Origin of the sequence: Pseudomonas sp. FSL R10-1350, assembly GCF_009600525.1 — a bacterium.
Taxonomy (GTDB): domain Bacteria; phylum Pseudomonadota; class Gammaproteobacteria; order Pseudomonadales; family Pseudomonadaceae; genus Aquipseudomonas; species Aquipseudomonas helleri.
The window spans coordinates 1-13,512 of the sequence record NZ_WIVR01000093.1 but is presented as its reverse complement, the minus strand read 5'-3'; the positions used below and the strand labels follow the sequence as shown (position 1 = coordinate 13,512).

The following is a 13,512-nucleotide window of genomic DNA, read 5'->3' as shown; positions in this document are numbered from 1 at the left end:
GGGTGAGCAAAGCTACTTGGCGACCTGGACCGAGGCCGGTTTCGGACGCTTGGGCATTCACGCGGCTGACGGCAGCGTCGAAGACTTCACTGGCGACTACAGCCGGTTTCGCTGCCTGGCGCTGGATGATGCCTACCTCTATTGCATCGCCGCCTCCCCCGTCAGCCCGTCGGCGATCCTGCGCATTGGCCGCAGCGACCAACAGGTCCGCGTGCTGGCCGGTGGCATAGCGCCCTTGCCCGCCGAACAAATCAGCCGCCCGCAGACCTTGCGCTACCCGTCCGGCAACGGCGAAGCCCACGGCTTCTTCTACCCGGCGATGCACGGCGAGGTTAAACCGCCCTTGGTGGTTTTCGTGCACGGCGGCCCGACATCCGCCTGCTACCCGATGCTCGACCCGCGCATTCAGTACTGGACCCAGCGCGGCTTTGCCGTGGCCGACCTCAACTACCGGGGCAGCACCGGCTATGGCCGCGACTATCGCCAAGCCTTGCACCTGAAATGGGGCGAAGTGGACGTTGAAGATGCCTGCGCGGTGGTCAGCTACCTGGCCGGGCAAGGGCTGATTGATGGCGAAAAAGCCTTTATTCGCGGCGGCAGCGCGGGCGGCTACACCACCCTGTGTGCGCTGGCGTTCAAAGATGTATTCCGTGGCGGTGCCAGCCTGTATGGCGTCAGCGACCCGATTGCACTGACGCGCAGCACCCACAAGTTTGAAGGCGACTACCTCGACTGGCTGATCGGCGACCCTGTGCGCGATGCCGAGCGTTACGCAGCGCGCACACCGTTGCTGCACGCCGGGCAAATCCGCGTGCCGGTGATCTTCTTTCAAGGTGAACTGGACGCCGTGGTCGTGCCACAGCAAACCCGCGACATGCTCAAGGCCTTGGAAGACAACGGCATCCCGGCCAAAGCGTATTACTACCCACAAGAACGCCACGGCTTTCGCAAAGCCAGCAACCAGGCCCACGCGCTCGAGCACGAATGGCAGTTCTACAGCGAATTGCTAAACCCCTGAACCCCCAAATCGCTGTAGGAGCGAGCTCGCCTCGCGATCTTTTGATCTTTAGAAGATCGCGAGACAAGCTCGCTCCTACAGATGACGGGTCAATTCGAACGCTTGGCGATGATGTACACCGCGTGCACGATCCCCGGGATGTAGCCGCACAGGGTCAGCAAGATGTTCAACCAGAATGCCCCGCCAAACCCCACCTGCATGAACACGCCCAATGGCGGCAGCAAAATGGCAATGATGATCTTCAGAAATTCCATACGCTAGGCTCCCAGTCCTTAACGGGCTCACACGGCCCTTACCCTTAATCGACTCATCGGCCCGACAAAAGGTTCAGCGCAGACTTATCCACAGACAAAAAAACGCCCCGCGCCGAACGAAACAGGCACAGGGCGACGCGTTATACCGCGAGACGGTTCTTTAAAAGGCGTTACGTCGCAACCGCACGACGGCAGTGCAACTGAGCCGTACGCACGCGGGCAAAGGCCCGGGCCAGACGCAGCAACATCTCGTCTATGTTGCCTTTGCTGACGCACAACGCCGGGGTAAAGCGCAGGCAGTTGGGCTGCGGAGCGGTGATCAACAGCCCTTCATACAGCGCGGCTTTAACCACGTCCTCGGCCGAGTCATCCGACAAGGTCAGGCCCCAAAACAAACCCTGACCGCGCAATTCACCCTGTGCATAACTATTGGCCAGTCGCCCCAGCCCTTCGCGCAGGTACTGACCCGCGTCGCGCACTTGCGCCAGAAAATCTTTTTCCAGAATCGTGTCGAGTACCGCCACACCGGCTGCGGTCATCAACGCGTTGCCGTGGTGGGTGCCGCCCAGCTCGCCGGGCTCCAGGCAACATGCTTTGCCACGGGCCAACAATGCGGCCAACGGCACGCCGCCACCCAGGCCTTTGCCCAGGGTGACGATGTCGGCGCGCACGCCGTAGTTCTGCTCTGCCAGCAACGACCCGCAGCGGCCCATGCCGGTCTGGACTTCATCCAGAATCAGCAAAATACCCAGCTCGCGGCACAGGCGCTCGACGCCCTTGAGGTAATGCTCGGTCGCCGGAATCACCCCCGCATCGCTCTGCACCGGCTCCAGCATGATGGCCACGGTCTGTGCATCCACCGCCGCGTGCAGCGCAGGCAAGTCGTTAAACGGTACGTTGATAAAGCCCGGCAGTTGCGGCTCAAAGCGGTTGTCGAAAGTGCCGCTGCCCGAGGCCGACATCGCGCCGAAGCTGCGACCGTGGCAGCTGCGCGTTGCAGTGATGATCCGGTGGGCGCCGTTGCGGTGCAGTTGGCCCCACTTGCGCGCCAGCTTGATCGCGCCTTCGTTGGCCTCGGCCCCGGTGTTTAAAAAGTGCACCTGATCGCTGCCCGTGCTCTGGCACAAGCGCTCGGCCAGGGTCAGCATGGCGCGGTTATAAAAGCCTGCGCCGGGGTTCATCAATGACTGGGCTTGTTCCGTCATGGCCTTGACCAGCACCGCCGGGCTGTGGCCCAGGCTGTTCACGGCCCCCCCCTGGGTGAAATCGAGGTACGCACGGCTGTCGCTGTCCCACATCCAGGAACCCTGGCCACGCACAAACACCTGCGCCGGGCGTTCTACGCTGGGCATCAGGCAAAAGCGGGCTTCGGGGGTGCTCTCATGCGCGGGGGCAGGCTCCGCCACGGGTTGAGCAAGATGGGCTTGGGGGCGACGCAAGTTAAACAGGTTCATGCACGCAGGCCTTGTGTTCATAAGCAGATTCGATTTGCAACCGCCCCGGCACGGCCCGGGCGCTAAAACCTCTGACGGGTTTTTAGCCTTGCCTATGTAAATAAGCGCGCCACCGGTACGGTTTATCGCGCGTTTTTGCTCGATAGCCCCAGTGGAACGGGCGTAGACTAGGCGCCCACAAGCCTTTGAGCTATTTCGTTTTTTAAGCATTTTCGATAAGTATTACTTATGGATTTCAAGCAACTGCGTTATTTCGTCGCGGTGTACGAAGAAGGCCATGTGGGCCGCGCTGCCGAGCGTCTGTCGATCTCGCAACCGGCGCTGTCACAGCAGATCCGCCAGCTCGAACACAACCTCGACGTGACCCTCTTCGAGCGCAGCAGCAAACGCCTGCTGCCCACCCTGGCCGCCCACACGCTGTACAACCACGCGTTGCCGCTGCTCGACGGTTTGCAGCGTGCGCGTGAAGCGTTGAGCAACTTTCAGGGCCATGCGCTGCGCACCATTGCCATTGGCGTGCTGCAAACCGTGCACACCAGCTTGGTGCCGCAAATGCTTGAGCGCGTGCGCCAGGCACAGCCGCATCTGGTGGTACAGATTTACGAATTGACCGGCATGGAGATCGAACGCCGCCTGCTCAATGGCTCACTCGACATCGGCATCAGCTACCTGCCGCCGCGCCAGCCGGGGTTGCATGGCACGCCACTGTACGAAGATGAACTGCAACTGGTCATCCCGGCGGATCATCCGTTGCGTGAATTCAAGAAGGTGTCACTGACACAAGCCGCCGAGTTGCCGATGTTGTTGCTCGGGGAAGAATTTCAGGTGCGCCAGATCTGGCAAAACCAGTTGGCCAGCCTGGGCCGTCGCCCGCAGGTGCAGGCCGAGTTGAACACCATGGCCGGGATACTCGACAGCTTGCTGCACACCAAGTTGGCGACCGTGCTGCCGGGGCGCTCGCGCCATGAGAACGACCATCAGGCGCTGCTCTGGAAACCCCTGAGCGAGCCTCGCGTGCCGCTGAAGGTCGGCCTGGTGTGCCGCGACGTCCAGCGCCAGCAAGCCACCCTGGGGCTATTGCGCAGCCTGCTTGAAGACGTGATTCATTCGTAGTCGCTGCCGAAGGCTGCGAAGGGTTGCGCAGCAACCCGTTTTCTTGAGAGCGGCGCAACGCCCATCGCAGCCTCGTGCCTCGACAGCGACTACAAGAGATAGGAATTTCAGGCGCACAAAAAAGAAAACCCCGCCTAAGCGGGGTTTTGCAGACTGTTTCCCTGACATCCTTTTCGCTCCACCATCCTGGCGGAATCCTACGTGTCCCTGTTGTTGCTTTGAGCTTCCTGCTCTACGTCCTTGAAACCAAGATTACCCATGGATCCAATTTCGCGATATGGGCGATTGGCAGCACGTAATGTAAGCAAAAGCTTACACAGGACTAAACACCTTAAAACTGGGCCTCATCGAGCAAATACAGCGACTCACTGCCCGCCTTGACCGAAGTACTCAACGAATGGATACGCGGCAATAAACGCGCGAAATAAAAGCGTGCAGTGCCCAGCTTGCTGACGTAGAACGTGTCATCCGCTTCTTTACCCTGCGCCGCACGGGCCATCAACGCCCACATATAGGCATACGCGGTGTAGCCGAACACGTGCAGGTACTCTACCGACGCCGCGCCGATTTCATTCGGGTTGTGTTGCGCACGGTCCAGTACCCAGGCGGTCAACTGGTCAAGGTTGTCCAGTGCAGCGGCCAACGGTTGGGTGAACTCGTTGAGGTCAGCCGGGGCCTGCGCGATGAACTGGCGGATCTCATCAGCAAACACACGGTAGTCAGCCCCGCGATTACCGACGATCTTGCGCCCCATCAGGTCCAGCGCCTGAATGCCGTTGGTGCCTTCGTAGATCTGCGTGATGCGCACATCGCGCACCAGTTGCTCCTGGCCCCACTCGCGAATGTAGCCATGGCCGCCAAACACTTGCTGGCCGTGCACCGTGGTCTCCAGCCCTAGGTCAGTCAGGAAAGCCTTGGCCACCGGCGTCAGCAAGGCCACCAAACCATCAGCGCGAGCGCGGGCGGTCGGGTCTTCGCTGAACTTGGCGATGTCCAACTGATTGGCCACGTAAGTCGAGAACGCACGGCCGCCTTCGTTGGACGCCTTCATGGTCAGCAGCATGCGGCGCACGTCCGCGTGCACGATGATCGGGTCTGCCGCTTTGTCTTTGGCCTGTGCGCCGGTTGCCGCGCGCCCTTGCAGGCGGTCACGGGCATATTCCACGGCGTTCTGGTACGAGCGCTCGCCCGAGGCCAGGCCCTGGATACCCACGCCCAGACGCTCGTAGTTCATCATGGTGAACATCGCGGCCAGGCCACGGTTAGGCTCACCCACCAGATAACCCACAGCCTCATCGAAGTTCATCACGCAGGTCGACGACGCCTTGATGCCCATCTTGTGTTCAATCGAACCGCAGAACACCGGGTTGCGCTCACCCAGGCTGCCATCGGCGTTGACCAGCACCTTGGGCACCAGGAACAGCGAAATGCCTTTAGGCCCCGCCGGGGCGTCCGGCAGCTTGGCCAGTACCAAATGGATGATGTTTTCGGTGAGGTCGTGTTCGCCACCGGTGATAAAAATCTTGGTCCCGCTGACCTTGAACGAACCGTCAGCTTGCGGCTCGGCCTTGGTGCGAATCATCCCCAGGTCGGTCCCGGCGTGCGGCTCGGTCAAGCACATGGAACCGGCCCACTCGCCCGAGTACATATTGGGCAGGTAAGTGGCTTTGAGTTCTTCGCTGGCGTGGGCGTTGATCGACACGCAGGCACCTGAGGTGAGCATCGGGTACAGGCCAAATGCCAGGCTGGAGGAGTTGATCATTTCTTCGACCTGGGCCGACACCGCCTTGGGCATGCCCATGCCGCCGAACTCCGGGTTGCCGCCCACGCCCACCCAACCGCCTTCGGCGTAGGTTTTATAGGCATCGACAAAACCGGCCGGTGTAGTCACCACAGAGTCATTCCAGTGGCAGCCTTCCTCGTCAGCCTCGCGGCTCAACGGGGCGACGCTCTTGGCGGTCACCTTGCCGGCTTCTTCGAGAATGGCTTCGACCGTTTCAGCATCAACGGACTCGGCCAATGCAGGCAGTTGCGCCCAGAGAGCAGCAACTTCGAACACTTCATTGAGGACGAAGCGCATATCACGCAGCGGCGCTTTGTAATCAGCCATGGCAAACCTCGTAATCTGTAAACGACGATTAATGTGGGACGCAGTCTAGCTTAACGACGCTAGCGATACATAGGGTCAAGCAGTGACTAATATTTATAATATGGTCACTATTTTGTAGGAGCGAGCCTCGCGATCTTTTGATCTTTAAAAGATCGCGAGACAAGCTCGCTCCTACAGGGGAAAACCAAAAAAGCCGCTTTCCCGAAGGAGAAGCGGCTTTTAAAGGTGACTCACCGGGGCTTAGTAGCCCAGATCGAAGTCTTCTTCTTTCATGTCCATCAGGTTGGCAGCACCCGACAACATGGCCGCAACGTGTGTGCGGGTACGCGGCAGGATGCGCTGGAAGTAGAAGCGCGCAGTCTGCAGCTTGGCTTTATAGAAGGCTTCTTCAGAAGTGCCCTCGGCCAGTTTTGCAGCCGCCAGACGCGCCATGTCAGCCCAGAAGTACGCCAGGCACGCATAACCGGAATACATCAGGTAGTCGACCGAGGCCGCACCCACTTCTTCACGGTCTTTCATGGCCGCCATACCGACCTTCATGGTCAGCTCGCCCCACTCTTTGTTCAGTGCAGCCAACGGGGCGACGAACTCTTTAACTGCTTCGTTGCCTTCGTTGTTCTGGCAGAACTTGTGGACGATCTTGGTGAAGCCCTTAAGCGCTTCGCCTTGAGTCATCAGCACTTTACGGCCCAGCAGGTCGAGTGCCTGGATACCGGTGGTGCCTTCGTACAGCATCGAAATGCGGCTGTCGCGAACGTTCTGCTCCATGCCCCACTCAGCGATAAAGCCGTGGCCGCCGTAGATTTGCACGCCGTGGTTGGCGGCTTCGAAGCCCACTTCGGTCATGAACGCTTTAGCAATCGGCGTCATGAACGCCAGCAGCGCGTCGGCTTTTTTCTTCTCTTCTTCATCAACGCCGTATTTCACGATGTCGACTTGCTTGGCGGTGAAATACACCATGGCGCGGTTGCCTTCAGCAAACGCTTTGGTGGTCAGCAGCATGCGACGCACGTCCGGGTGAACGATGATAGGGTCAGCCGCTTTTTCAGGGGCTTTAGGGCCGGTCAGCGAACGCATTTGCAGACGGTCACGGGCATATTTCAAGCCGCCCTGGAAGGCGATTTCTGCGTGGGACAGGCCTTGCAGTGCAGTGCCCAGACGTGCGGTGTTCATGAAGGTGAACATGCAGTTCAGGCCTTTGTTCGGCGGGCCGATCAAGAAGCCGGTGGCGCCGTCAAAGTTCATCACGCAGGTGGCGTTACCGTGGATGCCCATTTTGTGCTCAAGCGAGCCACAGGACACGGCGTTGCGCTCACCCAGAGTGCCGTCGGCGTTAGCTTTGAACTTGGGCACGATGAACAGCGAGATACCTTTGGTGCCAGCCGGTGCATCCGGCAGGCGGGCCAGTACGATGTGGACGATGTTGTCGGCCATGTCGTGTTCACCGGCCGAGATGAAGATCTTGGTGCCGGAAATCTTGTACGAACCATCTGCCTGAGGTTCAGCCTTGGTGCGCAGCAGGCCAAGGTCGGTACCGCAGTGCGATTCGGTCAGGCACATGGTGCCGGTCCATTCGCCGGTTACCAGCTTGGTCAGGTAGGTATTTTGCTGCTCCGGAGTGCCGTGCTCGGAGATGGTGTTCATCGCGCCGTGCGACAGGCCCGGGTACATGCCCCACGACCAGTTGGCCGCACCGACCATTTCACTCACCGCCAGGCCCAAGGACTCCGGCAGGCCTTGGCCGCCGTGGTCGACGTCGTGCGCCAGGCTTGGCCAGCCGCCTTCAACGAATTGTTTGTAGGCTTCTTTAAAGCCTGTCGGCGTTTTAACCCCGGATTCACTCCAGGTGCAGCCTTCGATGTCACCCACGCGGTTCAGCGGTGCCAGCACCTGCTCACAAAACTTGGCGCCTTCTTCAAGAATGGCGTCAACCATATCTGGCGTAGCGTCCTGGCAAGCCGGCAGGCTCTGATAGTGCGCTTCGTAACCGAGCAGTTCGTCACGAACGAAGCGAATATCACGCAAGGGGGCCTTGTAATCAGGCATAGCGATAAACCTCTGCTGATGAATCCGGGGATGAACAACCGCGTAGATTTGTTATTGCGGTCAAACAGGTGTTTGAAACATACGTTTACGCCCATTTGTTGTCAAGCAGCGCGAAGCCTCCGTTCGTCTTGGTACGAACAGATCACAGAGAAGGGAAGTGCATGGAATCCTGTAGGAGCTCGCCTCGCGATCTTTTGATCTTTAAAAAATCGCAAGACAAGCCCGCAGTTTAGGGCTCAGTCCAGCAGGTCCAACTGCAAGTGCTCAGCCACCGCTTGCGCCGAGGCCGTTTTAAGTTTGGGCACACGGCCCAGGCAAGGGGCCGGCAGGCGCTCGGCCAGGGTGGCGAGATTTTCTTCAAGGCGCGCCGTTTTCGGGCCAATGATATTAGCCACCCAACCGGCCAGTTGCAGGCCGTCGCGGGCGATGGCTTCGGCGGTCAACAAGGCATGGCTGATGCACCCCAGGCGCACGCCGACCACCAGAATCACCGGTAGGTCGAGGGCCTGCGCCAGGTCCGACAAACTGTCTTGCCCCGACAGCGGGACTCGCCAGCCTCCCGCCCCTTCAATCAAGGTGAAGTCGGCCTGCTGGGCCAGCACATGGCGCATGGGCGCCAGCAAGGTCTGCACACTGACCACTTGGCCAGCTTCACGCGCCGCAATGTGCGGGGCGATGGGCGGCTCAAAGGCCACCGGGTTGACCTCGTCATAGGTCAATTTCACAGAACTCTCGGCCATCAATGCCAGCGCATCGGCATTGCGCAGCCCTTGCGGGGTGATCTCACAGCCCGAGGCCACCGGCTTGCCAGCCACGGTGCTCAATCCGTTTTCGCGCGCGGCATACAACAAACCGGCGGCAATCGTGGTTTTGCCGACATCAGTGTCGGTTCCCGTAATGAAGTACGCTGGGCTCATCGCGTTTTCTCCAGGATGCCGTAGACCACCTGATAAGTTGCCGGTAGCCCTTGCGGCTGACGAAATTGCTCATAAGCGCTAACCAAAGCCTGCAGCCGCGCTCTGCCGGTCAACCCTTCAGGGCGACCCGGGTTCAGATTATGCGCACCCAATGCTTTCAATTCATGGGTCAGTTGACGCACCTGCGCGTAGTGCAGCACATGGGGCTGACTCTGCAAGTTGAGCACGCGCATCGAGCTGTCAGCGCACAACTGCTGATAGGCGGCAAACTCACGAAAACGGTTCACATGGACTTGCCCGTCCACGGCCCGCCAACTGTCACGCAGCTCACTTAACGTGCCCACGCACAAGCTGGCAAAGGCCATGACGCCACCGGGTTTGAGCACTCGATGGGCTTCGCTGAGCACCCGCGCAAAATCACCGCACCACTGCAACGCCAGGCTGGAAAAAATCAGGTCGCAACTTTTGGCTTGCAGCGGCAAGCTTTCAGCATCCCCGGCGATAAAATGCGCGGCGCCGCCCAAGGGCCGGGCGAACGCCAGCATGCCTTGGGCGATGTCCAGCGCCAGCCCTTCACTGTGGGGAAATTGCTGCGCCAGGGCCCGGCTGAAATAGCCCGTGCCGCTGCCCAGATCCAGCCAGCGCTGCGGCGCCAGACCAGCCGGCAAACGCGCCAGCAACGCATGCCCAACGTCACGTTGCAGCTCGGCCACGCTGTCGTAACTGGCCGCCGCACGCGAAAACGACACCGCCACCTGGCGCTTGTCCGGCAGGCGGCCTGCACACGTTGCAACACTGAGATCAGTCATCGTCCAGCTCATGTAAAAAAGCCTGAATCGCGGCCGCCAGCTCGTGGGGCGCTTCCAGTAAAAAGGCATGACAGGCCTGTTCAATCAGACCCACTTCGACATCGGGCAACAGCGCCAGCAACGCCTCGGCAGCCGCCACCGGCACCAGCCCGTCGGTCCCGGCAAACAGGTGCAGTTGCGGCCCGTTGAAGGCTTGCAGTGCCGGGCGCACATCCAGTTGGCCCAGCAGTTCCAGCCCGGCCAACAAGGGTTCCGGCTGCACTTTGGGGGCTGCGCCCAAGAGCAATTGCGTCATGGCGCGCGGGTCTGCCGCGCCTTGGCTACACAGCAGAGCAAAGCGCTTGAAGGTGCTGTGCGGCGCTTCAGCGAAGCCTGATAAAAACGCCTCGAAGGTGGCGTTGGGCATTGCCGTTGGCCAGTCCTCACGGCTCACAAAACTCGGGTTGCTGGCCAGAGTGACCAACCCGCAGCAGCGATCACCACGGCGGGCTGCCAACTCACTGGCGAGCATCCCGCCCAGAGACCAGCCGCCCAGCCAGGCGTTGTCGGGCAGGTTGGCGTCCAGCTCGTCGAGCCAGTCGTCCAGTTGCGCAGACTCCAGCACCGGCAGCGGTTCGACCTCAACCCGCAAATGCTCATCCAGACCGCGCAAGGCTGCGGCCAAAGGTTCCAGCGGGGAAATCCCCAAGCCCCAGCCGGGCAGCAAAATCAGACGATCACGCATGGTCGGGCTCCAGCTTTCGCCAACAGTCATCCAGTGCGCTTAACAATAGCTGCACCTGAGCCTCTGTGTGGGCCGCCGACAAGGTCACACGCAACCGCGCACTGCCCGCCGGTACCGTCGGCGGGCGGATCGCGGTCACCAGCAAACCGCGCTCACGCAACATCGCTGACAAACGCAACGCCCGGCCACTGTCGCCAATCACGATCGGCTGGATCGGCGTAAAGCTGTCCATCAACTGCAAACCGATCTGCTCGGCGCCCCTGCGGAACTGGCTAATCAGGGTGTTCAGGTGCTCACGACGCCAGTGCTCGCTGCGCAACAGCTCAAGGCTTTTGAGGGTGGCGCAGGCCAGCGCGGGCGGCTGGCTGGTGGTGTAGATATAAGGCCGGGCGAACTGGATCAAGCTCTCGATCAGCTCTTCGCTGCCCGCCACAAACGCACCGCTGGTGCCGAAGGCTTTGCCCAGCGTGCCCACCAGCACCGACACGTCGTCCACGCCCAAGCCAAAATGCTCGGCAATCCCGCCGCCCTGCGCACCCAGCGGGCCAAAGCCGTGGGCATCGTCGACCATCAGCCAGGCGCCTTTGGCCTTGGCCTCACGGGCCAGGCTCGGCAAGTCGGCCACATCGCCGTCCATGCTGAACACGCCGTCGGTGACCACCAAAGTGTTGCCGCAGGCTTTCTCCAGACGCTTGGCCAGGCTGGCCGCGTCGTTGTGCAAATAGCGGTTGAAGCGCGCGCCGCTGAGCAAACCGGCATCCAGCAACGAGGCGTGATTGAGACGGTCTTCGAGCACCGTATCGCCCTGCCCGACCAAGGCGGTGACCGCCCCCAGATTGGCCATGTAGCCATTGCTGAACAGCAGCGCACGCGGGCGCCCGGTGAACTCGGCCAGGGCTTCTTCCAGCGCGTGATGCGGGCCGCTGTGGCCGATGACCAAATGCGACGCCCCGCCGCCCACGCCCCAACGCGACGCACCGGCCTGCCAGGCTTCGATCACCTGCGGGTGATTGGCCAAGCCCAAGTAGTCGTTATTACAGAAGGCCAACAGCGGCTGGCCATCGACCACCACCTGCGGCCCTTGCGGACTCTCAAGCAATGGCCGTTGACGGTAAAGATTGTCGGCACGACGCGCAGCCAGACGGGCGCTTAAATCAAAAGACATGCTGGCCTCGGAAATAGATTGCACAAGACCTGTAGGAGCGAGCTCGCCTCGCGATCTTTTGATCGTTTAAAAGATCGCGAGGCAAGCTCGCTCCTACAGTTAAGAGGCTTACACCGCAGCGTTATAGAACTGCTCGCTGGATTTTTGCTCGATCAGCGCTTGCTCGATCGCCGCCTGATGCACTTCATCGGCGTGTTCCTGGCGGGCTTCGGGCAAGATGCCCAGGCGCGCAAACAGCTGCATGTCTTTGTCCGCCTGCGGGTTGGCGGTGGTCAGCAATTTGTCGCCGTAGAAAATCGAGTTGGCCCCGGCAAAGAACGCCAGCGCCTGCATTTGCTCGTTCATGGCTTCACGCCCGGCCGACAGGCGAACATGGCTTTGTGGCATCAAGATACGCGCCACGGCCAGCATGCGGATGAAGTCGAACGGATCGATGTCCTCGGCATTGGCCAGCGGCGTGCCCGCCACTTTCACCAGCATGTTGATCGGCACCGACTCCGGGTGCTCGGGCAGGTTAGCCAGCTGGATTAGCAGATTGGCGCGGTCGTCCAGCGACTCGCCCATGCCCAGAATGCCCCCGGAACAGATCTTCATCCCCGCATCGCGCACGTAGCTCAAGGTTTGCAGGCGTTCGCTGTAGGTACGGGTGGTGATGATGCTGGTGTAAAAGTCGGGCGAGGTGTCGAGGTTGTGGTTGTAGTAATCCAGCCCCGCGTGCGCCAGCGCCGCCGTTTGCTCCTGATCGAGCTTGCCCAGGGTCATGCAGGTTTCCAGGCCCATGGCCTTCACGCCTTTGACCATTTCCAGCACGTAAGGCATGTCTTTGGCCGACGGGTGCTTCCAGGCTGCGCCCATGCAGAAACGCGTCGAGCCGATGGCTTTGGCCCGCGCCGCCTCTTCAAGCACCGCCTGCACCTGCATCAACTTCTCTTTTTCCAGCCCGGTGTTGTAGTGACCGGACTGCGGACAATATTTGCAATCTTCCGGGCAGGCCCCGGTTTTGATCGAAAGCAGCGTCGAAACTTGCACCCGATTGGCGTCGAAATGCGCGCGGTGCACGGTCTGCGCCTGAAAAAGCAGGTCATTGAACGGCTGGACAAACAACGCTCGAACTTCGGCTAAAGACCAATCATGTCGCAAGTTGGCATGGGTGCTGGCGCTCATCGGCGATTCTCTTGTTTATGCTGGGACTTGAACCTGAAGCAACCGCCTCAGGCACGGCACGGATGCGCGATATGTTTGAGGATGCTACATGACTTGTCAACCACGCTTGTTTAGCGTGGTTGACAAGTGGTTATTAATTAACCAAACGTGTTTAGTGTGCGATGAACGCACCGACACCCCACTGCCACTCTGCGCGGCCTGCGAACTGGAGCTGCCCTGGCTGGGTGACCGTTGCGAGCGGTGCGCATTGCCGCTGCCGATGGCCGGGCTCACCTGCGGCCTGTGCATCAAGCACCCGCCGGCCTACGAATCGGTGTATGCGCCGTGGGTCTACGGCTTTCCCGTCGACAGTTTGATCATCCGCTTCAAGCACAACAGCCGCTGGCCGTATGGCCGCTTGTTGGCCGATATTCTCGGCCAATCGCTACGTGATCGGTTCAATACCGGCGACCCGCAACCCGACTGTTTGCTGCCGGTGCCGCTGTCTACTCAGCGCCTGCGCCAGCGCGGCTACAACCAGGCCGCGATGCTCGCCCAGTGGTTGAGCCGCGATCTGGGTATCCCGTGTCACGACGACTGGCTGCTGCGCCATCAAGACACCGCCGCGCAACAGGCGCTGGACGCCAAGGCCCGCAAGCGCAACTTGCTCCACGCCTTCAGCCTGGCCCCGCAGGTTGAAGTGCGCGGCCTGCACCTGGCGCTGGTGGTTAGCACGTCGTCCACCAGCGCCAGGTGCAG

The 13,512-nt window shown here is 60.7% G+C and carries 12 protein-coding genes; 3 read left to right on the top strand and 9 right to left on the bottom strand.

Annotated elements, in window-relative coordinates:
- Positions 1–1,018, top strand: a 1,018-nt coding sequence (locus tag GHO25_RS24040; protein ID WP_153392893.1) for a S9 family peptidase, incomplete at its 5' end; no start/stop codon positions are given.
- Positions 1,019–1,107: 89 nt separating this feature from the next.
- Here the strand turns inward: GHO25_RS24040 and GHO25_RS24035 are convergent.
- Both GHO25_RS24035 and GHO25_RS24030 read right to left on the bottom strand, forming a co-directional pair.
- On the bottom strand, positions 1,108–1,272 hold the full coding sequence (locus GHO25_RS24035) for a YqaE/Pmp3 family membrane protein (RefSeq protein ID WP_048384917.1): 165 nt from the start codon (positions 1,270–1,272) through the stop codon (positions 1,108–1,110).
- A 170-nt stretch (positions 1,273–1,442) separates the two neighbouring features.
- Positions 1,443–2,726 carry an aspartate aminotransferase family protein gene (locus GHO25_RS24030; RefSeq protein ID WP_153330196.1) on the bottom strand — a complete coding sequence of 428 codons (1,284 nt, stop codon included), beginning with the start codon at positions 2,724–2,726 and terminating at the stop codon, positions 1,443–1,445.
- Between the two features lie 228 nt (positions 2,727–2,954).
- Between GHO25_RS24030 and GHO25_RS24025 the strand changes: the two genes are divergently transcribed.
- Complete coding sequence (locus GHO25_RS24025; RefSeq protein ID WP_153330197.1) at positions 2,955–3,839, top strand: LysR family transcriptional regulator; 885 nt, start codon at positions 2,955–2,957, stop codon at positions 3,837–3,839.
- A gap of 331 nt (positions 3,840–4,170) precedes the next feature.
- Here the strand turns inward: GHO25_RS24025 and GHO25_RS24020 are convergent, their stop codons facing one another.
- The 7 genes from GHO25_RS24020 to bioB all read right to left on the bottom strand — a co-directional run bounded on the left by GHO25_RS24020 (position 4,171) and on the right by bioB (position 12,774).
- The gene (locus tag GHO25_RS24020; protein WP_153392890.1) at positions 4,171–5,949 is read right to left on the bottom strand and encodes an acyl-CoA dehydrogenase C-terminal domain-containing protein; all 1,779 of its coding nucleotides are present in this window, start codon (positions 5,947–5,949) and stop codon (positions 4,171–4,173) included.
- Positions 5,950–6,189: 240 nt separating this feature from the next.
- Entirely contained in the window at positions 6,190–7,995 is a 1,806-nt protein-coding gene (locus GHO25_RS24015) for a phenylacyl-CoA dehydrogenase (protein WP_048372280.1), read from the bottom strand.
- A 236-nt stretch (positions 7,996–8,231) separates the two neighbouring features.
- Positions 8,232–8,912, bottom strand: a complete 681-nt coding sequence (gene bioD, locus GHO25_RS24010) for a dethiobiotin synthase (RefSeq protein ID WP_048372282.1) — start codon at positions 8,910–8,912, stop codon at positions 8,232–8,234.
- Positions 8,909–9,721: a malonyl-ACP O-methyltransferase BioC gene (gene bioC / locus GHO25_RS24005; RefSeq protein WP_153392887.1), complete on the bottom strand. Its 813-nt coding sequence runs from the start codon at positions 9,719–9,721 to the stop codon at positions 8,909–8,911. Before bioC ends, bioD begins: the two co-directional genes overlap by 4 nt.
- Complete coding sequence (locus GHO25_RS24000) at positions 9,714–10,445, bottom strand: alpha/beta fold hydrolase (RefSeq protein WP_153392884.1); 732 nt, start codon at positions 10,443–10,445, stop codon at positions 9,714–9,716. Before GHO25_RS24000 ends, bioC begins: the two co-directional genes overlap by 8 nt.
- Positions 10,438–11,610, bottom strand: a complete 1,173-nt coding sequence (gene bioF / locus GHO25_RS23995) for an 8-amino-7-oxononanoate synthase (RefSeq protein ID WP_153392881.1) — start codon at positions 11,608–11,610, stop codon at positions 10,438–10,440. Before bioF ends, GHO25_RS24000 begins: the two co-directional genes overlap by 8 nt.
- Before the next feature lie 108 nt (positions 11,611–11,718).
- On the bottom strand, positions 11,719–12,774 hold the full coding sequence (gene bioB / locus GHO25_RS23990; protein ID WP_048372289.1) for a biotin synthase BioB: 1,056 nt from the start codon (positions 12,772–12,774) through the stop codon (positions 11,719–11,721).
- A gap of 88 nt (positions 12,775–12,862) precedes the next feature.
- Between bioB and GHO25_RS23985 the strand changes: the two genes are divergently transcribed.
- Positions 12,863–13,512, top strand: a 650-nt coding sequence (locus tag GHO25_RS23985; RefSeq protein ID WP_153392878.1) for a ComF family protein, incomplete at its 3' end; no start/stop codon positions are given.

Bases quoted from the DNA above. Each gene is read 5' to 3' on its own strand.
- GHO25_RS24030 (WP_153330196.1), bottom strand. From the start codon at position 2,726: ATGAACCTGTTTAACTTGCGTCGCCCCCAAGCCCATCTTGCTCAACCC.
- GHO25_RS24015 (WP_048372280.1), bottom strand. From the start codon at position 7,995: ATGCCTGATTACAAGGCCCCCTTGCGTGATATTCGCTTCGTTCGTGAC.
- bioD (WP_048372282.1), bottom strand. From the start codon at position 8,912: ATGAGCCCAGCGTACTTCATTACGGGAACCGACACTGATGTCGGCAAA.
- bioC (WP_153392887.1), bottom strand. From the start codon at position 9,721: ATGACTGATCTCAGTGTTGCAACGTGTGCAGGCCGCCTGCCGGACAAG.
- GHO25_RS24035 (WP_048384917.1), bottom strand. From the start codon at position 1,272: ATGGAATTTCTGAAGATCATCATTGCCATTTTGCTGCCGCCATTGGGC.
- bioF (WP_153392881.1), bottom strand. From the start codon at position 11,610: ATGTCTTTTGATTTAAGCGCCCGTCTGGCTGCGCGTCGTGCCGACAAT.
- GHO25_RS24020 (WP_153392890.1), bottom strand. From the start codon at position 5,949: ATGGCTGATTACAAAGCGCCGCTGCGTGATATGCGCTTCGTCCTCAAT.
- bioB (WP_048372289.1), bottom strand. From the start codon at position 12,774: ATGAGCGCCAGCACCCATGCCAACTTGCGACATGATTGGTCTTTAGCC.
- GHO25_RS24000 (WP_153392884.1), bottom strand. From the start codon at position 10,445: ATGCGTGATCGTCTGATTTTGCTGCCCGGCTGGGGCTTGGGGATTTCC.
- GHO25_RS24025 (WP_153330197.1), top strand. From the start codon at position 2,955: ATGGATTTCAAGCAACTGCGTTATTTCGTCGCGGTGTACGAAGAAGGC.